Here is a 21403-nt window from a genome sequence, read left to right as displayed (position 1 = left end):
AGTTCCTTTTTAGTTTTCATATTCCCAGATGTGCTTCGATTTCCTCTTCACTGACGTGATACAGCTGAGACAATGAAGCGCTATTAAGCATCGCTTTTGGTGTTCCCTGTAATGCCCCGTTCTGTGGGCTGAGGGTCACGATGGTATCGGCCACCGCTTTGGCGTGCATGGGATGATGGGTAGACATCAACAGCGTGATCCCAGCCGTTTTTAGCTGGCGAATACGCTTGAGCAGGGTTATCTGATGGCCAAAATCCAAGCTGGCTGCCGGTTCATCCATCACTAAAAGCGCTGGCTGTTGTACTAAAGCGCGGGCGATTAATACTAGCTGCCGTTCGCCGCCGCTGAGCGTTGGAAAGCTGCGTTGTTCCAAGTGAAGAATGCCAAGAGCATCCAGTGCATCTCGGGCGAGCTGGTGATCGCGTTGGTGCGGGGAGGAAAATAAGCCTAGATGAGCGCTGCGGCCCATGCTCACCATATCCAGTACGCTGTAAGAAAAAGGGCCGCTGTGAGCCTGAGGAACATAAGCAACCTGCTGTGCGAGCTTAGCCGATGACCACTCCTGCAACGGTTTTCCTGCCAAGGTAATATCACCCTTGAGCGCGGGTAATAGCCCAAGCAGCGTCCGCATTAGCGTGGTTTTCCCACAGCCGTTAGCGCCCAGCAGACAACAGATTTCCCCGCGTTGGATGGCAAAATTAATATTCTGCAAAATGGGGCGATCGCGATATCCCAAGGCCACGTGGCTAAATGACACCATGCTCATCCGCGGCCTCCGCGAAGTAACAGCATCAGGAAAAAGGGAGCGCCGATCAGCGCCGTGAGGATCCCCAAAGGCAGCTCGATGGTGAATAGGCTACGGGCCAAGGTATCGGTGAGTAAGAGAAGTAGCCCCCCGCCCAGCATGGAGGCTGGAAATAAACGCTGATAGTTATCGCCGGTGACTAAGCGGCAGATATGCGGAACCACTAAGCCAATCCAGCCAATGATACCAGCGACCGATACCGCGCTTGCTGTGATCAACGTCGCGCAAATGATAAAGATCAGCCGCAGGCGCTTAACATTAACGCCCATGGTTTTGGCTTCATCATCGGGCAAGCTCAGTAGATTCATACGCCAACGCAGCAGCAAAAGCGGCAGCATGCCCAACAATAAAACGGGGATACTGCTGTAGAGATCGTCATGAGTGATGGTAGAAAGGCCGCCTAATAACCAGAAGGTGATCGAAGGGAGCTGAGTGTAGGGATCGGCCAAGATTTTAATCAGCGAAATGACCGCGCCACACAGGGTGCCGATGGCAATGCCAACCAGAACCAGAGATAGCACCGGATCGTGGCGTTTTGCCATCGAGGCAATCAGGCAGGTAAGCGCCACGGCCAGCATACCGCCAACAAAAGCCAACAGCTGAACGATAACGATCGGCAAACCCAGCCACATCGCCACGCACGCGCCCATTCCTGCTCCAGCGGATACGCCCAGAATGTCGGGTGAAACCAATGGATTACGGAACATTCCTTGATAAGCCGCTCCGGCAGCCGAAAGCGCAGCGCCAATCATTAGAGCAGCTAAAATACGCGGCAGGCGTATTTGCCAGAACACGATAGCAACGCGTGGATCGGCCTGCGTCGTGTCTGAATGTACCAACAGATTCAACAGTTCAGTGGGCGTGAGTGGATATTTGCCAACCAAAAGCGCCAATAGAATGGCAATCAGAATACCGCTGGAAAAAAGAGCCAGATTTTTGGTCAGATTCATCCAGCCTCCAACAAGAGCTGGAGTTGGGTTTGGTTTAAATCCGAGTGGTAGAACAGCCGGAAAAACTGCTGGAGGTCATCCATCCAGTTTGCCTGAATCTTGCTATCAAAATGCGCCTGTAGTCGGCGCATGCCTAGCAGGCGATTAATACCCGGTGGCGAATCGAGCCAACCAAAAGGCAAGCCGGAATAACACAGAACCTGACCTTTACGCACCGCCTGAAGGTTTTTCCACAGCGCACTCTGAGTAATATAGCGATAGGTATTGGCGTCCTGAGTCAGAATAATGTCGGGCTCCCACAGCAATAATTGCTCGAAAGACACCTGAGCTAAACCATGCTGCGACGGTTCGCTAACCACGTTGATTAGCCCTAGCTGCTCTGCTGCTTCCGTATGCAGAGATCCATGCAAGCCCGTCTCCAATCCTGTGGCGCCGCGTGCGGAATAAAAACGAGGCGAATTGCCGCTCATCTGTGAAAAACGTTCGGCATCTTGCAGAAAACGCTCTCCCAACTGAGCCTGCTTCTCTGCTCGTGATGAAACCCCTAACAGCGCACCGACCTGACGCAGTTGGCTGGCTGAATCCCGCAATTTCCCATCCACTAAGACGTAGGGAACGCCGGTCTGTGCGGCGGTTCGCTGCGCGAGTGAGCGGAAGGTTTCATCGGCGCTGCCACAATCAATAATGATGTCTGGGGCAAGCGACACTATCTTTTCGAGGGAAAGCGTACTTGCACGGCCAGATAGACGGCCTAGCTTTGGCAGTTTTCGAATGGTATCGGAAAGAAATTCACCGCCGGAAACTGAGAAATCAAACGAGGATAATCCCAGCAACATCTCGGGCGCTAGCGCGAGCAATAAGAGATCGGCGGGAGCCCCCGCGCTTAATACGCGATGTGGTTTTTGTGGCGATGGCAAAGTACCGAAAGGCACTAAAAGGGCGTCAGCGGCGTGGGTAGCAAAAGGGCAGACCGATAAAGCGGCGCCAGAAAGCAAATACCCAATCAGCTTACGACGGGTGATATCCATGTCATAACCAGAGTTTTTTCGTTATATAATTATTTATATAATGAATTGGCAAAAACCCATAGTCAAGCTATGGGATTAGGTAATACGACGAGGTGTGATCTGGGCGGTGGCTTAAGAAAAATGAGAATAAGAAGACTTTAGTGGTTGGCTTTGAGTAACAAAAAACATTAAGGAAAAGGGAGGTAGTAGACCTCCCATTAACGGTTCATTTCTACTTTCTTTGTGATTTAGACAGCATCCATTTCCACTTCTGCTCCTGATTCAGCTCTGAAGGAGGAACGGGAATCAGCATTTTAGGCATTGATTCTGAGTCATTTTCTTCGCCATCAACGTTAACCGCGTTTTTAATTCGCTCGGCAATGTGATCGTCGATGTGATCCACTTGGATCATGCGCTGACACTGACAGCCTCTGCCTTCTAACTGATTCGGAACGGTTTTGGTTTGGCAGTCAATCTCATCAACGGCAGAAAGGATATAAGAGACAAGGTTGATGGCTTTGCACGGCGTGAGATCAAACTGATCGGCAATCTCTCGCGAGCTTATCCAACGTTGTTGTTGCATTGCCCAACGCGCCACGGACAAATACAAAGGCTCTGGTACATATTCTCTACACATAGGCTCACCTTTAAATTAAAGCAATTTTTTATCAGATTAGCATTTGTTTACCATATAAATGGATGGGCTCAAATATATGCGATCATATTCACATTTATAATCATGGTTTGATCTGAATATACCTATCTAATGACACCTTCGCTATGTATTTTATTTGATTTGTTGCGAAGGATTGTAACCGTAATTATTGTTGTTTTATTGTAGTGATAATGTTTTTATGCTGTATGGTATTACTTTGTTTTTGTGATTGAGAATATGTTTATAAAGACGTGTTTATTGATTTCAAATAATAAACAACATAATTAATTTAATATCACATAGATGCGTGAGAAATCGTGCGCATTGGCGTGCTTTTTGCTTGCTGTTAGCGGCATAGCTATCTGGTTTGTCATGCTTTTTGTTTCTTAATGCCATTCAGCTCTAACTTTGTTTCTGTAATGAATTAAATAGCTAATGAGAGTGTGCGATGAATCCAATAAATAAAATTAATGTCCCTGATAAAATATCAGCGGAGATGCGTGATGTATTACGTGTTCAGTATGAAAATGCAAAACCAATCGCAGCGGATGCTGATAATTAAACGATTAGACAAGCTTATATTGAGGAGCGAAAATATTGGAATGAGGAAGGGCCTAAAATGCTTAAGACCCTGCATGAAAAGATAGCCACTTCTTACGGAGAAATCAGCGTAAGAATATATTATCCACAGCGTGAAACAGCGGCAACGATCTTTTATTTACACGGCGGCGGTTTTATTGTCGGTAATCTTGATACTCACGACCGTATTATGCGTTTATTAGCCGATTACACGGGATGCGCCGTGATTGGCGTTGACTATACGCTTTCGCCTGAAGCACATTTTCCGCAGGCGATCGAAGAGACGGTTGCGGTATGTCGCTATTTTTCTCAGCGTGCTGCGGATTATCAGCTCAATATGCAGTCAATTGGTTTTGCCGGAGATTCTGCCGGTGCGATGTTGGCGCTGGCAACGGCATTATGGCTGCGCGATCGCGAGATCGACTGTGGTCATGTTAAAGGCGTTCTGCTTTACTACGGACTTTATGGATTACAGGATTCTGCCAGCCGTCGATTATACGGCGGAGTCTGGGACGGTTTAACCGGACCCGATATTGAATTTTATCAGCACGCCTATTTGGCGAATGAACAAGATAAAGAGTCACCTTATTACTGCCTGTTTAATAACGATCTTAGCCACAACATGCCCGCCTGTTTTATTGCCACCGCAGAATTTGATCCGCTGATTGATGACAGCATCGCGCTGCACCGCACGCTTTCTGAACACCAACAACCTTGCCGCTATAAAATGTATCCCGGTACGCTGCATGCGTTTTTGCATTATTCGCGCATGATGGAAAGTGCCGATCGGGCATTGCGCGACGGCGCTCGCTATTTTTGCGAGCAGCTTGAAGCATGACAAAAATAGGCAATTAAAAAGCGGGCAGTCGATCAATGTTGATCATTTAAGCTTGATTTTAGGGGGACCATACCGATGGGGTCGTAGCGGCGAAGCCGCCGACAACTTTGCTTGGAGCAAAGTTGAACAACGCTTTAGCGTTGGCCCGTAGGGGGGAACACAAGGATGTGTTCCATAACGGCCCCGCGGTATGGTAGACCTGTGTATCTCGATCTCTTAAACGATCTGCATTAGCCAGTTAATCTGATTGCCCGCCAGTATTTTTAATACAGATCCATCTGGCTGGTTTTATCCAGCGATAAATTGCGTGTTTCGGGCGCTAGGAATATCGATACGACCATGCCAAAAAGTGAAATCCCCGCACCGGCTAACATGGTCATTGCGATCCCATGCTGTTGCATAAACAGCGGAAGCGCATACGTTGACACCACAGTGCCGATTCGGCTGAGCGACATCGCTGCGCCCACGGCGGAAGCACGAATGTGAGTGGGGAAAAGCTCGTTTGGATAGAGCCATTGCAAAATGCCAGGGCCGCCCGAGAAAAATGCATAAAGCGCAAAGGCTGACACAATCAGCGTAATGCTAGGATCTGGAACAATCCCTAATACCGCTAACGCGAGCGTCATAATGGCAAAGCTGCCGATTAACAACGGCCGGCGCCCGATGCTGTTGAGCCAATACATTGCTGGCAAGCAGCCAATCAAAAAGAACAGGCTAATTACCACGTTGCCGAGCACGGCCTCTTTACCTTCGTTGAGCCCCAGCAGGCTGATGATTTGCGGGCCGAAGGTATAGATGCCAAACATCGGTATCACCTGACAGGTCCAAATGATGGCGACAAACAAAATCGATGTTAGGTGCCTGCGGGTGAAAATCTGGCTATAACGCGTCTCCTGCGGGGCTTCGTCATCGAATACTACGTGTTCGCCAAACAGCTTAAACATCAGCGCACGGCACTCTTCAACACGCCCTTTGCGAATCAGCCAGCGAGGAGATTCGGGCAGTTCAAAACGCCCTAACAAAATGATAATGCAGGGAATAACTGCGCTGCCTAACATCCAGCGCCAGCCGTTTTCGACGTCATATAACAGATAGCCCACAACGTCGGCGGCGGTTGCACCGATGTACCACATCGCGGCGATAAACCCCATGGTGAAAGCGCGCTGACGCGTGGTAGAAAATTCGGCAATCATCGAGGTAGCGATGGGGTAATCTGCGCCGATCACAATGCCTATCAGAAAACGCAGGATCACCAGCTCCAGCGGCGATGTAACAAACATGGTCGCGGCTGAGATAACGCCGATGGCAATAATATCAATCAGAAACATCAACCGGCGGCCAAGCACATCGGCGATGTAGCCAAACAATGACGTGCCGATAAACAGCCCAACCAGCGTTGCGATCCCGACTAACCCCACCCAGCGAGCGTCGAGCTGTAACACTGGAGTCAGCTGTTCGAGTGCAATACCGATGATGACCAGCACGTAGCCATCGAGAAAAGGGCCACCGCTTCCCCACAGCATGATTTTGCGGTGGATCGGGGTAAAACTGATGTCATCAAACCTTTTGGATTTTTCCATAATGATGGTTTTAATCAGCCTGATAGCTGCTTAGCTCTGACATGTATCGCAGAGCTAAGTGGCTATAGTGGGTAAAAAAAGTGACAGAGACGGGCAGGCCAGAATATCGGTTTTAACCGTAGCGATATTCAACGCCAAAGGTGCCACGCGGGTAGTTCCACTCATCTAAAACGGAATCGCGGCACAGGATCCGGCAGGTGCCGCATTCTAAACAGCCCGCGTAGTCAAAGCGGATCGTTCCATCAGGCTGAAGCTTGTATAGCCCCGCCGGACAGGCCAGCGTGAGGGTATGAAACGCTTCCATATCAGGATGTTCGCGAATGATGATATGAGGATGCCCTTCATCAACGTGAAACTTGTTAATGCCTAATTTCACATCAACGTTAACGGGCTCATTGACGGGGGAATTGGCGGATTTGACGGGTTCAGTCATAGCGCGGTCACTCCTTTAATGCCGTCTTTCAACAGGTTCAGATAGCCAATTTTCTTGCAATGACGCATCACCATTTTGCGGATTGGCTGCGGCGGCTGGCCGTTGACGGTAAACATATCCGCCATGATGTCGGCGACCATCTGTGGGTATTGGGTAAACATGCGCGGGTTTTCCAGCATGGCGGGGACTTTGCGGTAGTGACGTAAATCCTTCATAACCGGTAATTCTTCTAGCAACGTGAGATAACCGTTCAATCCCTGCTCGCTGAAGTTATTGGATTCTTTGGCCTGAAGTACGGCGCGTGCGGCCGCTTCACCAGAGGCAATAGCCATATCCATTCCACGGATAGTGAATCCCAGATTCATGCACATGCCTGCGGCATCACCGGCGATAAGCACGCCGTTACCCACCAGTTTGGGCTGCATATTAATTCCGGCTTCAGGCACTACGTGGGCGGCGTACTCCACGGTTTTGCCACCGGCGATTAATGGGCGAACGGTTGGATGCTGTTTGAAATCTTCCAGCATTTGCGGCACCGATTTTCCCGCATCAGCAATATGACTGAGGCCAACAACGATACCTAAAGACAATGAATCACCGTTGGTATACAAAAAGCCACCGCCCATCAGGCCGTTAGACGGCGTTCCGGCAAACAGCCATGCGGCACCTTCGTTCTCGGTTAGGCTAAAGCGCGCTTCGAGCAGTTCACGAGGCAGTTCAATCAGCTCTTTCACCCCAACGGCCACATGCTTGGCTGAAACCTGTTTCTGCACCATGCCAAGCTGTTCGGCCAACAGCGCGTTAACCCCTTCGGCGAGGATCACCACGTTGGCTTCTAAAATATCGCCATCGGCTTCAACGCCGATCACTTTGCCATCGCGCTGAATCAGCTTATCTACGCGGATCCCAGGAACGAATTGCGCACCGGCGGCTTCAGCCTGTTCCATCAACCAAGGATCGAATTTACTGCGCAAAACTGAATAGGAATCCTGCGCCGGTTCGGCCGCATTGGCGTGGTGGTAATCTAACGTGACCGCACTGTCGTCGGTAAGAAACGATATTTTTTCGCGGGTAATGCGGCGCTCAACGGGCGCATGAGCCGCAAAATCAGGAATGATGCGTTCTAAGCTGTGCCCATACAGGCGACCACCGGTGACGTTTTTGGCTCCCGCATGATTACCGCGCTCGATAACCAATACGTTAGCGCCTTCTCGGGCGAGCACCAGCGCCGCAACGCAGCCAGACAGGCCAGCGCCAACAATAATGGCGTCAAAGACATCTTCAGACATAGGCTCTCCAAATTCGATGGAGCACGGAAGCCATACGCTAATCCGTACTCCGCCGATATTTTATCGTTTTAGTTTTTCTGTCAGAGCAGGGACGATCTTCATCAGATCGCCGACGATCCCGTAATCCGCGTATTGGAAGATCGGGGCGTTTTTATCTTTGTTGATGGCCATCAGGATCTGTGCGCCGTTGGCGCCCACCATGTGCTGGATCTGGCCAGAAATTCCCAGCGCCAGATAGAGTTCTGGTTTGATCATGATCCCCGAAATACCCACATAGCGTTCACGATCCATCCATTTTTCGTTTTCGGCGACTGGACGTGAACATCCCAGCTCTGCGCCAATGGCATTGCTTAACGCCGCCGCAATGGCAATGTTTTCCTGTGAACCGATGCCGCGCCCAACGCTCACTACCAAACGTGCTTTGCCCAGATCGACGCTTTCGCCTTGCTTGGCTCGACGTGATACGCAGGAAATCGCATGGGCGGGTGGGATAAAGGCCAACGTTTCGGCATTGCCTACTAAGGCACTGTCTTCTGACACGGCAGGGAATACGCCGCTGGCGAGCGTGATGACGGCGTAGTCGGTGGTGATTTTCTCTTTACCGAAGGCTAAACCGCCGTAAACCATGTGCGTGGCAACTGGGTAACCCTCTTCGAGGCTCAGCTCAGCGGCATCGTTAACTACGCCAGCGTTGAGGCGAGCGCCTAAGCGTGCTGCCAAAGTTTTGCCGCGACGGGTTGCGGGCAGCAGCAATAAAGCGCGCGAGCTATGGCTATGTGCCTTGATCGCCTGAGCCAGAGTATCGGCATAATCTTCAATGATACGGTCGGCGGGCTGTTCGCCAATATGGTAAACGGCGTTAGCGCCGAGGCGGAAAGCCAAGGCTGATTGCTCAGCGCTGTGGCCGATGACGTGAATAATTTCACCCAGCTCGTGTGCACCGCCAATCAGCTCGGGTAGATGTGAGTGGGTGTCACTGAACACCCATACTGTTGCAAACTTGCTCATATTGCCCCCAATTAGCTAATGACTTTGCGCAGATGCTCTGCGAATTCTGAAATTTGATCGTCGCTATCGCCTTCGATAATGACCCGCCCACGCGCTTTCTGCTGTGGAGCCTGTACGCTCAGCAACTCGGTGTATGGCGTGATCTCTGGCAGTTCAAGATCGACAGGCTGCCACGCGGTTACCGGCTTTTTAGCCGCGCCGAGAATGGCTTTCATGGAGGGGATTTGAGGCGTATTGATATCAGTGGATACCGAAATCACCGCAGGCAGCGGAATGGTTAAGGTTTCAACTTCGTCTTCTAGCGTGCGTTCAACCTGAATGCTGTCGTCACTGAGGGATACGATCCGGCTCACCCCGTTGATGGATGCGACGCCTAGCGCCTCGCCGAGCAGCAAGCCTACCTGCTGTGCATAAAGATCGGCTGAGCCGTCACCACAAAGAATTAAATCAAAACCGGTTTTCCGTGCCGCGGCCGCCAGCAGGGCAGACGTTTGGTGAGGAAGCATCTTCTCCAAACCTGCACTGGAAACGACAACTAACTCATCGGGGCCGCGAGACAGCACGTCTTTGCGGCCTTTAGCGTTGGACAGCGCTTCGCCACCCACGCTCATCGCCGTAATCTGGATGGTGTCATTAAGCGATTTCAAGCCGATAGCCGCTTCGATTGCGTTGAGATCGAATTGACTAATTTTGGCATCCGCTTTGCTGAGATTCAGAGAGCCATCACTATTGACGGTGATATCCTGCTCCTCGGGGATGAGTTTGTAACATGCAATAATTTTCATCACTTCTCCGATTTCGATAGGCAATACAATATCCGTAATACCCTGTACATAAGATGATGCCCGTAATGACAGGTGTAATTATTTATGCAGCGAGAAATGCTAGGCAAAGATAAATAAAAATAACGAAAGCGAAGGTTCGCTATATATATAAATGTGTGCACGCCATAGCTGGTTTAAACGCTATTAGTGGTGTAATTAAAATTACTATAATAAAGAATGGAATAAAATAATTGATATCTAATAAAGGTATCCCTGTAAGTTGTTATTCGTGCCTTGTTATCACGATAATAGAAATACCATGATTCACCAGACCAAAATAATACCTAGATCACCAATATTGAACGACTCAAGGGCAAAAAACCTTCGCTAATAATGTTTTAATTTTGTTATTTTGATGATTTTAAAGGGTTTAATTTCGTTCTCAAGATCGTGGCTCTAAGGCGTGCATGGGGTGTCAGAAAATAGTTTGATTAAGATCACGGATTATTGAACAGTCAAAACTCATTATATCTCGGCATTAAGCGGTAAAGGCGACACACATTCAATCAAATACCTTTAACTATTTTTAACAGACTTTTTAACAGATGTTTTTGGCAAGCTAAATAACTCGTAATAACTAGATCTACCATTAATTGAAAATTTACCTGCAAAATTAGTGTTGGTGTTCTGCTTTTTCATAGCAGAAATTCTGACGTTTATTCTGAATATTGCATCTCAAGTTGTTATGGCAAGGAACTCCTTTCCATGAGGGAAATGTGTAAATGAAGACAGAAACGAGCAAACGGAAAATAGGGATAGAACCGAAGGTTTTTTTCCCGTCATTGATAATTGTCGCACTACTTTGTTATTTAACTATCCGTGATCTGAACGCCTCTAATATCGTGATTAATTCGGTATTCAACTACATCACAACGCAGTGGGGATGGGCGTTTGAGTGGTATATGGTCGTGATGTTTGCGGGTTGGTTCTGGCTGATCTTTGGCCCTTTTGCCCAGCGACGTCTCGGTGAAGAAGCCCCTGAATTCAGTACCGTAAGCTGGATCTTCATGATGTTCGCCTCCTGTACCTCAGCCGCTGTGCTGTTTTGGGGATCGATTGAGATCTACTACTACGTTTCCTCACCGCCGTTTGGCTTAACGCCATTTTCAAACCCAGCTAAAGATCTTGGCTTAGCTTATAGCCTGTTTCACTGGGGACCTTTACCGTGGGCAACCTACAGCTTCCTCGCCGTGGCGTTCGGCTACTTCCTGTATGTGAAGAAAATCGACGTGGTGCGTCCAAGCGGAACGCTGGTGCCGCTTTTTGGTGAAAAGCGCTGCAACGGAATTATTGGCACCATCATCGACAATCTGTATTTGGTGGCGCTGATTTTGGCGATGGGAACCAGCCTTGGGCTAGCAACGCCGCTGGTGACCGAATGTATTCAGTATCTGTTCGGGGTGCCGCACACGTTAGAGCTGGATGCGCTGATTATCTCTTGTTGGGTGGTGTTTAACGCCGTGTGCGTTGCCTTTGGCTTGCAGCGCGGGGTTAAGGTTGCCAGCGACGTTCGAAACTATCTCAGCCTGATCCTGCTGGCGTGGGTATTCATCATCGGCGCGAGCAGCTTCACCATCAACTATTTCACTGATTCTGTCGGCATTCTGCTCTCTAACTTCACCCGTATGCTGTTCTACACCGACGCCGTCGGCAAGAGTGGATTCCCGCAGGCGTGGACGGTGTTCTATTGGGCATGGTGGATCGTTTACGGCATCCAGATGTGCATCTTCTTAGCACGTATTTCTAAAGGCCGTACCGTTCGTCAGCTCTGCTTGGGGATGGTCGGTGGGTTAACGGCTTCAACGTGGTTGCTATGGACCATCTTGGGCAGCAATACGCTCTCGCTGATCAACAACGGCAAAATCAACATCCCGCAGATCATCGAACAACATGGGGTGGCGCGCGCCATCATTGAAACCTGGGCCACATTGCCGCTCAGCACCATCACGATGTGGGCGTTCTTTATTCTATGTTTCCTCGCCACTGTAACGCTCATTAACGCCTGTTCCTACACGCTGGCCATGTCGACCTGTAAAGGCGCAAACGGCTATGACGAACCGCCGATTTGGGTTCGCGTTGGCTGGTCTGTGCTGGTGGGCGTTATCGGCATCATTCTGCTGGCGCTCGGTGGGCTGAAACCGATTCAAACCGCGATCATTGCCGGAGGATGTCCACTTTTCTTCGTCAACATACTGATAACCATATCTTTCTTAAAAGATGCCAAGGCTACGCACTGGAAATACTAAGCGTTTTACCCTGTTTGAATTCGAACGATATTAACCACCAAGAGGCCTGATTTATGAATTTTGCACTGTCTGACGAACAAGAGTTATTTGTTTCCGGTATCCGCGACCTGATGGCGCAAGAAAACTGGGAAGCGTACTTCGCGGAATGTGACCGTAATAGCGAATATCCAGAGCGGTTCGTCAAAGAACTGGCCGACATGGGGATCGATAGCCTGCTGTTGCCGGAAGAGCACGGCGGTCTGGATGCGGGTTTTGTCACCTTAGCCGCCGTGTGGGCCGAGCTTGGACGCCTTGGTGCGCCAACCTATGTGCTGTATCAGCTGCCGGGCGGATTTAACACGGTGCTGCGTGAAGGAACGGCGGAGCAAATCGATAAGATTATGGCTTTCCGCGGCACCGGCAAACAGATGTGGAACTCAGCAATTACTGAACCTGGCGCGGGTTCTGACGTGGGCAGCATGCAAACGTCGTATACCCGTAAAAACGGTAAAGTTTACCTCAACGGCAGCAAATGCTTCATCACCAGCAGCGCGCATACGCCTTACATCGTGGTGATGGCGCGTGATGCGGCGTCACCGGATAAAGCGATTTTCTCTGAATGGTTTGTCGATATGAGCAAACCGGGCGTGAAGGTCAACAAGCTGGAAAAACTGGGCCTGCGCATGGATAGCTGCTGCGAGATCCTGTTCGATAACGTTGAGCTCGAAGAAAAAGACATGTTCGGGCGTGAAGGCAACGGCTTCAATCGCGTGAAAGAAGAGTTCGATCATGAACGTTTCATCGTCGCACTGACCAACTACGGCACCGCATTCTGTGCTTTTGAAGATGCCGCGCGTTATGCCAACCAGCGCGTTCAGTTTGGCGAGGCCATTGGGCGTTTCCAACTGATCCAAGAAAAGTTTGCACATATGGCTATCAAACTGAATTCAATGAAAAACATGCTGTTTGAAGCAGCATGGAAAAGCGATAACGGTTTGATGACCTCCGGCGATGCCGCGATGTGCAAATACTTCTGCGCTAACGCCGCTTTTGAAGTGGTGGACTCGGCGATGCAGGTGCTCGGCGGAGTGGGGATCGCAGGCGATCATCGCATCACCCGTTTCTGGCGCGATCTGCGCGTGGATCGCGTTTCCGGTGGTTCGGATGAAATGCAGATCCTAACGCTGGGTCGTGCGGTGCTGAAACAGTATCGGTAATAGACAACAGAGTAAGTCAGATATTAGGGAGAGCGTACCGATGGGGTCGTAGCGGGCTTGCCCGCCGGAGCGCCCCGCGGTGCGCTATGCCCGGGTATCTCGGGTTAAAAGGCGGTGTTGTCGTGACTACACCATCTCTCATTGTGAAGGAATATTTTATGTCTATGCCAACATTTGGCCCGCTGGCGGGTTTACGCGTGGTCTTTTCAGGAATTGAAATCGCAGGCCCTTTTGCAGGGCAAATGTTTGCCGAGTGGGGCGCTGAAGTTATCTGGATCGAAAATGTCGCCTACGGCGATACGATCCGCATTCAGCCAAACTATCCTCAGCTTTCACGCCGCAATTTACACGCGCTGTCGCTGAATATCTTTAAAGACGAAGGGCGTGAAGCTTTCTTAAAGCTGATGGAAACCACCGATATATTTATTGAAGCCAGTAAAGGCCCTGCCTTTGCGCGCCGTGGTATTAGCGATGAAGTGCTTTGGGAAATAAATCCCAAGCTGATCATTGTGCATCTTTCAGGTTTTGGTCAGTACGGCACGCCGGAATACACCAATCTGGCGGCTTACAACACTATTGCTCAGGCGTTCAGCGGATACCTCATCCAAAACGGTGATAAAGATCAGCCGATGCCTGCATTCCCATATACCGCGGATTATTTCTCCGGCCTGACGGCGACCACTTCGGCGCTGGCTGCATTGTATAAAATGCAGCAAACGGGCGTGGGCGAAAGTATTGATGTGGCGATGTATGAAGTGATGCTGCGCATGGGGCAGTACTTCATGATGGACTACTTTAACGGTGGCGAAGTGTGCCCACGTATGACCAAAGGCAAAGATCCGTACTACGCGGGCTGTGGTCTGTACAAATGCCAAGATGGTTACATTGTGATGGAACTGGTTGGCGTTAACCAAATGCAGGGAATGTTTGAGGATATGGGCATTGCGCACCTGCTGGGCACGCCAGAAATCCCTGTCGGCACACAGTTAATCCATCGCGTTGAATGTCCGTTTGGCGAACTGGTTGAAGCCAAGCTGGATGAATATTTGGCGACGAAGCCGTATGAACAGGCACTGGCGCGCTTTGCTGAACTCAATATTGCCTCGGCAAAAGTGCTGACTATTCCTGAGTTAGAAAGCAATCCACAGTATATCGCCCGCGAATCTCTCACTACGTGGAACACCATCGATGGCCGCACCTACAAAGGGCCAAATGTCATGCCGAAGTTTAAGAATAACCCAGGCCAAATTTGGCGTGGAATGCCAACGCATGGCATGGATACCGCGGCCATTCTTGCCAGCATTGGTTATTCTGATGCCGACATTGAAACGCTGGTGGCTAAAGGTTTAGCCAAGGCTGATTAGGCACTGTAATTATTTGGGTAGATAGATATGGATATGATAGGCAAACGAAGCTTGCGTCAGGCTTGGGATGATTTAGCGGATATGCATGGCGATAAAACGGCGCTTGTCTTCGAAGATCAGGCAAGGCAGGTTTCTCAATATAGTTATATTGAGTTAAATAAAGAAATTAATCGTACGGCTAATCTATTTCATTCATTGGGTGTGAGTAAGGGTGATAAAGTTGCTCTGCATCTAAATAACTGTGCTGAATTTATATTTTGCTGGTTCGGCTTAGCGAAAATCGGTGCAATCGTTGTGCCTATCAATGCCAATCTATTACGTGAGGAAAGCGCGTATATTATTCATCAGTGTGAGGCCAAAATGGTGGTGACCTCCACGGAATTTTATTCTATTTACGCCGACCTCACGTCACAGAATTCGTCTTCTTTGTATCCCATTATATTAATTGATGGTGACGTAGAGCCTCATAATTCCCGCGACGTTATTTATTTTCACCCATTGCAAAAGTCCCAACCTGATACGCTTATTTATTCGGTTGAGCTTGATAGCGATGATGTCGCTGAAATTCTTTTTACCTCAGGAACCACCTCTAGCCCGAAAGGCGTGGTGATCACCCACCACAATTTGTTATTTGCGGGCTACTACACGGCTTGGCAATGCGCATTGCGGGCAGATGACGTTTATTTAACGCCGATGCCAGCCTTCCATATTGACTGTCAGTGTACCGCCGCGATGCCGACATTTACGGCGGGAGCCACCTTTATTCTGCTAGAAAAATACAGCGCGCGAGCCTTTTGGGGGCAGGTATGCCAATACCGCGCCACCGTGACGGAATGTATTCCTCTGATGATAAAAACGCTGATGATGCAGCCGCCTATGCCGTGGGAAAAGCAGCATAACCTGCGCGAGGTGCTGTTTTATCTTAATTTGTCTGAGCAAGAAAAAGACGAATTTATTCAGCGCTTTGGCGTGCGGTTACTCACATCGTATGGCATGACCGAAACCATCGTGGGCGCCATTGGCGACAGACCCGGAGATAAACGTCGCTGGCCGTCGATTGGGCGGGTTGGTATGGGCTATGAAGCTCAAATCAGCGATGCACAAGGCAATGAAATGCCGGTGGGCCAAACGGGTGAAATTTGGATAAAAGGCATTCCGGGAAAAACGCTGTTCAAAGAGTATTACAAACTGCCTCAGGAAAGTGCGCGAACCCTGAACACCGACGGATGGCTGCGCACCGGTGATTACGGCTATATGGATGATGACGGGTATTTCTATTTTGTTGAGCGCAGCTGCAACATGATTAAGCGCAGCGGGGAAAATATCTCCTGCGTTGAAATAGAAAATATTATCTCTACGCATCCAAAAATTATGGACGTGGCAGTGATTGGTTTAAAAGACTCGATCCGAGATGAAGCGATAAAAGCCGTTGTCGTTTTAAATGACGGTGAGTTTATGACGGAAAAAGAGTTCTTCAAATTCTGTGAAAATAACATGGCAAAATTCAAGGTTCCCTCTTTCTTTGAAATAAGAACGAGTCTACCTAGAAGCTGCTCGGGAAAAGTGATTAAAAAAAGCCTGGTTGAAGTTTCTTATTAAGATGAGGTCTTAGCATGAGTGAATTACATATTAAGCGTAATGGCTACATTCTAGAAATTACGTTAGACAGACCGAAAGCCAATGCGATTGATGCCAAAACAAGTTTTGCGATGGGCGAAGCTTTTATCGCTTTTCGTGACGATCCTGAGCTACGTGTCGCTATTATCACCGGCGCGGGCGAGCGCTTCTTCTCTGCGGGTTGGGATTTAAAAGCCGCCGCCGAGGGTGAAGCGCCCGATGCTGATTTCGGCCCCGGCGGTTTTGCTGGCCTCACCGAGCTGTTTAATTTGGATAAGCCGGTGATCGCGGCGGTCAATGGCTATGCCTTTGGTGGTGGGTTCGAGTTGGCGCTGGCTGCCGATATGATTATCTGCTCGCGCAATGCCAGCTTCTCGGTGCCAGAAGCGAAGTTAGGAATTGTGCCAGACAGCGGTGGAATGCTGCGTTTGCCGAAGATTCTGCCGCCAGCGATTGCGATGGAAATGATGATGACGGGTCGCAGCATGGACGCGGAGGAAGCGCTGCGCTGGGGCGTGGTGAATGCGGTGGTGGAGAGCGAACAGCTTATGCCACATGCCCGTGAACTGGCGGCGCAAATTGCGGCTAATGCACCGCTTGCCGTTGCAGCGATTAAAGAAATTTATCGTGAAACCAGCGAGCTGGCGGTTGAGGAAGGCTATCGTCATGCACGCAGCGGCAAGCTAAAACACTATCCATCGGTATTGCATTCTGAAGATGCGCTGGAAGGGCCAACCGCCTTTGCGGAAAAACGTGAACCGGTCTGGAAAGGGCGCTAGTTTCATGGCGTGTAAGCCGGAGAGACAGCAGCAGAGTGCCGGTACAGCAAACAACTCAGCAAGCAACTTAGCAAACAATGCGGGTATGCAAAGTTTGCTGGGGTCACGCTACGTGACGTGTCCGGTCTGCCAACAGCGAATTAGAGGCCAGCTTTACAGCATGCTGAATCAGTGCCAAACGTGGTGCCCAAGGTGCAAGAAAAATGTCTCTTCATGCGTGGGATAACAGCGCGATAGGATTGTCAAAGCGGTCAGAAATATGGCCGCTGCTTTAATTTTGAACGCTATATAAAACATGCCGCTGAAGCAATAGAAGATCGATAGCGACACACTAAATACAGAACTTAAATATTATTTTTTAAAGATCTCACCTTTCTGACATGCATCATAATGCGGTTATCATTTCCTCAATACGTCGCTGGCATAAGATACAATTCGCTTAACCTTCTAAGGATATCTCTGCTGATGGCGGGGAGATGAAGCAATATTCTGCAATTGATTTATTCACATTGATTCATTCGCATTGATGTATTCGCTTAGATATCGCTGTCGATATCCCCTCTCCCAATATCCTGTTTATTGGTTTTAAAAATTTTAGACAAAGCCCCATCGAAGCGCTCTGCTATGGCTGGCTTTGCCCATACAATATGCTATTGAGACAAACGCTATGACCACCCAAGCCCGCATGAAATTTGCCATCGATGATGGCTCTACCAACGTCAAAATCAGTTGGATTGAGAACGGCACGCTAAAAACCGTTGTTTCCCCTAACTCATTCCGTAAAGACTGGAAAAGTGCGGCACTGCTGCGCGGGCAAAAGGTATTCAACTACACCATTGGCACCACCAAATACACCTACGATGCGACCTCCGATAAAGCATTATCGACCACGCATATTGAATATCAGTATGACGATTTAAACCTGCTGGCGGTGCACCATGCCCTGCTGCAAAGCGGTCTTGAGCCGTGTGAAGTTGACGTAGTGGTGACGCTGCCAATTACCCAGTTCTATAACCCAGATGACTGTCAGCGCAACGAAGATAAAATTGAAGCCAAGCGCCGCAACCTGATGCGTGAAATCTCGCTGAACAAAGGCGAGCTGTTCAAAATCGTTGGCGTTGAGGTGATGCCTGAAAGTTTGCCAGCGGTGCTTTCGCATTTATTGAATTCTGAAACCAGCGAATTCACCCGTTCTTTAGTCGTCGACTGCGGCGGTACAACGTTGGATATGGGCGTCATCGTCGGTGAATTTGACGACGTGTCTGCGATTTACGGCAATAACGAAATCGGTGTGGCGATGGTGACGGATGCCATTCGTAAAGCGCTGGCTTCTGCCGACAGCGATTCAAGCTATTTAGTGGCGAATGAGCTGATTAAACGCCGTCACGATATGGCTTTCGTGCGTAGCGTGGTGAATGACGAAACACGTATTCCAGACATCTTGCAGCGCATTGAAACCAAGATTCGCGAGCTAGGCGATCAGGTGGCTTATGAAGCGAAGAAGTTTGCTAAAAACCCGAACCGCGTTTATCTGGTGGGCGGCGGCGCCACGCTGGTGGAAGACGCGATCCGTGAAGCCTATTCCACGCTGGGCGATCGAATTATCACTATTGATAACCCGCAGAGCGCGCTGTCGCGTGAAATTTGCCTGTATCATTCAGAGTCTGGGGCCGATGCGCTGGCAGAGCCTTTGATGCTTGAGGTAGAGGAAAATGAGTAAAGGGCAGACGAGCCGAGTTAACTTCTCGCTTTATCTCAGCCCCGCTCAGTCTCAGGCCGATTTACGTACCATGACGGTGTTGCAACAGCTGCACCGTCAGCTAAAACAGAGCGGTAGCGATCGCAACGATGTGAATATGGAAACCCGTACTTTTCATCGTAATGTGTATCTGGCGGGTTTACAGCTGCATCAGCTCAACCCACAGCTCTGTCATCATGTGGCAGAATCGATTGGCCGTGAACACCTAACGCTGCCCGAGCTGGCTGAAGAACTGGTGCGCTGCGAGCTTTTACCGGTAGAGATTCCGGCGGCGCCTTCAGCGCAAAATAATGATTTCTCGGCACAGCAGCTAGAGCAACTGCGTCAGGTGTTTGAACAGTCGATCCCTGAAGTCAAAACCGCTGAGCCAGCGCCTTCCGCGGTGAGTGAAACGTTACAAACCGAAGGGATTAGCGCTGAGCAACAGGCTGAGTTTACGCATCTGCGCAGCGAGCTTGCGAGGATGAGCAAACTGCTCGAGCAGCAAAATTTACAGCTCCAGCAGCTGCGTCTTAGCCAGCGAGCCCCTGCTGCCGTAGAGCCAATCCGTAACGGCAACGCGGAAGAAGTCGATCTGGCTGACATCGCACCACCGACCGAAAAAATGAAAAAAATTCGTCAGAAAGGGATTTTTTAGGTTGGAGATTTGACCCGATATTCATGAATAAAAAGCCACGTTTAACGTGGCTTTTTTTACACATATTGATACCGACCGAATCGCATTAGAAAAACAGATCTGGCCTAACGTTAAAGCGCTTGGAGAGTGCTTTGATATGCTCAATGGTTAATGAGCGCTTGCCGGATAAAATCATGCTGACGAGGCTTTTTGAACCGATTTCCGAGGCTAAATCTGTGTAGGAAAGCTGATGTTGTTCGATAAGAACCCGTAGTGCGGCCACGCCAGTGGGCATATCAGTCACGGCCTGATTGAAGGCTTTAAATCGCTCATTGTTATTTTCATATTCAGCAATTTTTAACGCGAGAAAATCTATTAGCGGGCTTTCGTCATCGTGCTCGATAAGATAATCAACCATAGCTAGCGCATCGCGATAGGCCTCCTCAGACGTATTACCTCCTAAAAAAGGCACGGCATCGGCCAATACTTTTGCGGCCTCTAGCGCTTTGGTCGGTTCTAAAATCATTCTTTTATCTCCCGGTATTGCCTCGTTAGCTTGTCATACTCTGCGTGGGTGACGGTATGCTTGGCGTAAAAGCATTGGTTTACAAAGTCTATATCTTTGCCTGATTCTAAATTGGAATCCACCTCGAATAAATGACCGATATGACCCATGCACCGTTGCAAACCCTAGACCCGTCTTGCTATCTGCGTTACCGTTCCTTATCTCCCGTCCCTATGATAATTCGAGAAAAATGCCAAATTTTCACGCTGTAGCGTTACGTCCCATCGGTTTATTAGCCCTATTGGTCTTGGCTGGCTGCTCAACCAAAACCAGCCAAACACCTGCGCCGCGACCGGCCGATGTGAAGTCACAGTTGGTTAAGCTGATGCCGAGTAACGTGCGCGATCGTCAGGGCTGGGCGACGGATATTGCTGCCGCATTTACCGCACAGGATATTGCACCAACCGCAGAAAATTTGTGTTCGGTGCTAGCCGTGACCGAGCAGGAGTCGACCTTTCAAGCCGATCCACAGGTGCCGGGGCTAGGGAAAATTGCATGGAAAGAGATCGATCGCCGTGCCGATCAGATGCACATCCCCAATTTTTTGGTGCACACCGCGTTGTTGATCAAATCCCCCAACGGGAAAAGCTATAGCGAACGCTTAGATAAGGTGCGCAGCGAGAAAGAGCTCAGCGCGATTTTTGATGACTTTATCGATATGGTGCCCATGGGGCAAAAACTGTTTGGCAGCTTGAATCCGGTACGTACCGGCGGCCCGATGCAGGTCAGCATTGCGTTTGCCGAAGCGCACGCCAAAGACTATCCGTATAAAATCGACGGGACGATTCGTCGTGAAGTCTTCAGCCGACGCGGCGGTGTTTATTTCGGCACCCTGCATTTGCTTGGATATCCGGCAAATTACCCACAGCCTATCTATCGTTTTGCTGATTTCAATGCCGGATGGTATGCCAGCCGGAATGCGGCGTTTCAAAGCGCAGTCAGCCGTGTAAGCGGAATTAAACTCGCGCTGGATGGCGATTTGATTAACTACGGCACTGATAAACCCGGTTCAACTGAGCTGGCCGTGCGTTCGCTGGGTAAGCGTTTAGATATGAGTGATTCCACTATCCGCCGAGCGTTAGAGAAAGGGGATAGCATCGATTTCGAGAAAACGTCGCTCTATAAACAGGTATATGCGCTGGCCGATAAATCGAGCGGTAAAAAGCTGCCGCGTGAGATCCTGCCGGGGATCACGTTGGAAAGCCCTAAGATTACCCGCCAACTGACCACCGCATGGTTTGCCAAACGTGTCGATGGGCGCTGGCAGAAGTGCATGGCCAAGGCGCGTTAATA

The 21403-nt window shown here is 49.6% G+C and carries 18 protein-coding genes and 2 pseudogenes; 9 read left to right on the top strand and 11 right to left on the bottom strand.

Annotated elements, in window-relative coordinates; translation table 11 throughout:
* Positions 1 to 16: 16 nt before the first annotated feature.
* The 4 genes from RSC70_RS12170 to caiF form a co-directional block, all read right to left on the bottom strand.
* Entirely contained in the window at positions 17 to 766 is a 750-nt protein-coding gene (locus RSC70_RS12170; protein ID WP_115347829.1) for an ABC transporter ATP-binding protein, read from the bottom strand.
* Positions 763 to 1755, bottom strand: a complete 993-nt coding sequence (locus RSC70_RS12165; protein WP_115347830.1) for a FecCD family ABC transporter permease — start codon at positions 1753 to 1755, stop codon at positions 763 to 765. Before RSC70_RS12165 ends, RSC70_RS12170 begins: the two co-directional genes overlap by 4 nt.
* Positions 1752 to 2783, bottom strand: a complete 1032-nt coding sequence (locus tag RSC70_RS12160) for an ABC transporter substrate-binding protein (RefSeq protein WP_332542543.1) — start codon at positions 2781 to 2783, stop codon at positions 1752 to 1754. Before RSC70_RS12160 ends, RSC70_RS12165 begins: the two co-directional genes overlap by 4 nt.
* Before the next feature lie 211 nt (positions 2784 to 2994).
* Positions 2995 to 3399 (bottom strand): carnitine metabolism transcriptional regulator CaiF, encoded by a 405-nt coding sequence (caiF, locus tag RSC70_RS12155; RefSeq protein WP_040046101.1) that lies wholly within the window; start codon positions 3397 to 3399, stop codon positions 2995 to 2997.
* A gap of 466 nt (positions 3400 to 3865) precedes the next feature.
* On the opposite strand from caiF, the pseudogene aes reads away from it, so the two are divergent.
* A pseudogene (gene aes / locus RSC70_RS12150) lies at positions 3866 to 4834 on the top strand (acetyl esterase).
* A gap of 263 nt (positions 4835 to 5097) precedes the next feature.
* Here the strand turns inward: aes and RSC70_RS12145 are convergent.
* The 5 genes from RSC70_RS12145 to RSC70_RS12125 form a co-directional block, all read right to left on the bottom strand.
* Entirely contained in the window at positions 5098 to 6414 is a 1317-nt protein-coding gene (locus RSC70_RS12145; protein WP_043489146.1) for an MFS transporter, read from the bottom strand.
* 112 nt (positions 6415 to 6526) lie between these two features.
* Positions 6527 to 6847: a ferredoxin gene (locus tag RSC70_RS12140; protein ID WP_046359583.1), complete on the bottom strand. Its 321-nt coding sequence runs from the start codon at positions 6845 to 6847 to the stop codon at positions 6527 to 6529.
* Positions 6844 to 8136, bottom strand: coding sequence for an FAD-dependent oxidoreductase FixC (gene fixC / locus RSC70_RS12135; protein ID WP_130986729.1), 1293 nt, complete (start codon positions 8134 to 8136; stop codon positions 6844 to 6846). The genes RSC70_RS12140 and fixC overlap by 4 nt, the downstream gene beginning before the upstream one ends.
* 60 nt (positions 8137 to 8196) lie before the next feature.
* Complete coding sequence (locus RSC70_RS12130; protein ID WP_332542541.1) at positions 8197 to 9144, bottom strand: FAD-binding protein; 948 nt, start codon at positions 9142 to 9144, stop codon at positions 8197 to 8199.
* A gap of 11 nt (positions 9145 to 9155) precedes the next feature.
* The gene (locus tag RSC70_RS12125; protein WP_332542540.1) at positions 9156 to 9929 is read right to left on the bottom strand and encodes an electron transfer flavoprotein; all 774 of its coding nucleotides are present in this window, start codon (positions 9927 to 9929) and stop codon (positions 9156 to 9158) included.
* 761 nt (positions 9930 to 10690) lie between these two features.
* On the opposite strand from RSC70_RS12125, the gene caiT reads away from it, so the two are divergent.
* The 7 genes from caiT to RSC70_RS12090 all read left to right on the top strand — a co-directional run bounded on the left by caiT (position 10691) and on the right by RSC70_RS12090 (position 19566).
* On the top strand, positions 10691 to 12214 hold the full coding sequence (gene caiT / locus RSC70_RS12120; protein WP_040046095.1) for an L-carnitine/gamma-butyrobetaine antiporter: 1524 nt from the start codon (positions 10691 to 10693) through the stop codon (positions 12212 to 12214).
* 53 nt (positions 12215 to 12267) lie between these two features.
* Positions 12268 to 13410 carry a crotonobetainyl-CoA dehydrogenase gene (caiA, locus tag RSC70_RS12115; protein ID WP_040046094.1) on the top strand — a complete coding sequence of 381 codons (1143 nt, stop codon included), beginning with the start codon at positions 12268 to 12270 and terminating at the stop codon, positions 13408 to 13410.
* A 158-nt stretch (positions 13411 to 13568) separates the two neighbouring features.
* Entirely contained in the window at positions 13569 to 14774 is a 1206-nt protein-coding gene (gene caiB, locus RSC70_RS12110; protein WP_279157441.1) for an L-carnitine CoA-transferase, read from the top strand.
* A gap of 27 nt (positions 14775 to 14801) precedes the next feature.
* Positions 14802 to 16373 carry a crotonobetaine/carnitine-CoA ligase gene (gene caiC, locus RSC70_RS12105; RefSeq protein ID WP_332542535.1) on the top strand — a complete coding sequence of 524 codons (1572 nt, stop codon included), beginning with the start codon at positions 14802 to 14804 and terminating at the stop codon, positions 16371 to 16373.
* 14 nt (positions 16374 to 16387) lie between these two features.
* Complete coding sequence (gene caiD / locus RSC70_RS12100; protein WP_025798280.1) at positions 16388 to 17170, top strand: crotonobetainyl-CoA hydratase; 783 nt, start codon at positions 16388 to 16390, stop codon at positions 17168 to 17170.
* 667 nt (positions 17171 to 17837) lie between these two features.
* Complete coding sequence (gene parM / locus RSC70_RS12095) at positions 17838 to 18890, top strand: plasmid segregation protein ParM domain-containing protein (protein WP_332542534.1); 1053 nt, start codon at positions 17838 to 17840, stop codon at positions 18888 to 18890.
* A complete protein-coding gene (locus RSC70_RS12090) occupies positions 18883 to 19566 on the top strand; it encodes a hypothetical protein (protein WP_332542532.1) in 684 nt (227 codons plus the stop codon). Before parM ends, RSC70_RS12090 begins: the two co-directional genes overlap by 8 nt.
* A gap of 85 nt (positions 19567 to 19651) precedes the next feature.
* On the opposite strand, the gene RSC70_RS12085 is transcribed toward RSC70_RS12090, so the two are convergent.
* A complete protein-coding gene (locus RSC70_RS12085) occupies positions 19652 to 20071 on the bottom strand; it encodes a helix-turn-helix domain-containing protein (RefSeq protein ID WP_282807796.1) in 420 nt (139 codons plus the stop codon).
* A pseudogene (locus RSC70_RS12080) lies at positions 20068 to 20163 on the bottom strand (type II toxin-antitoxin system HigB family toxin); the annotation flags it as partial. The gene RSC70_RS12085 and the pseudogene RSC70_RS12080, both read right to left, overlap by 4 nt.
* Before the next feature lie 137 nt (positions 20164 to 20300).
* On the opposite strand from RSC70_RS12080, the gene RSC70_RS12075 reads away from it, so the two are divergent.
* On the top strand, positions 20301 to 21401 hold the full coding sequence (locus tag RSC70_RS12075) for a DUF1615 domain-containing protein (RefSeq protein WP_282807795.1): 1101 nt from the start codon (positions 20301 to 20303) through the stop codon (positions 21399 to 21401).
* Positions 21402 to 21403: the final 2 nt, after the last annotated feature.

The organism is Hafnia sp., assembly GCF_036648275.1.
Classification (GTDB): domain Bacteria; phylum Pseudomonadota; class Gammaproteobacteria; order Enterobacterales; family Enterobacteriaceae; genus Hafnia; species Hafnia alvei.
Note: the sequence above shows the minus strand (reverse complement) of the source record. Positions and strands in the feature narration are given on the sequence as shown.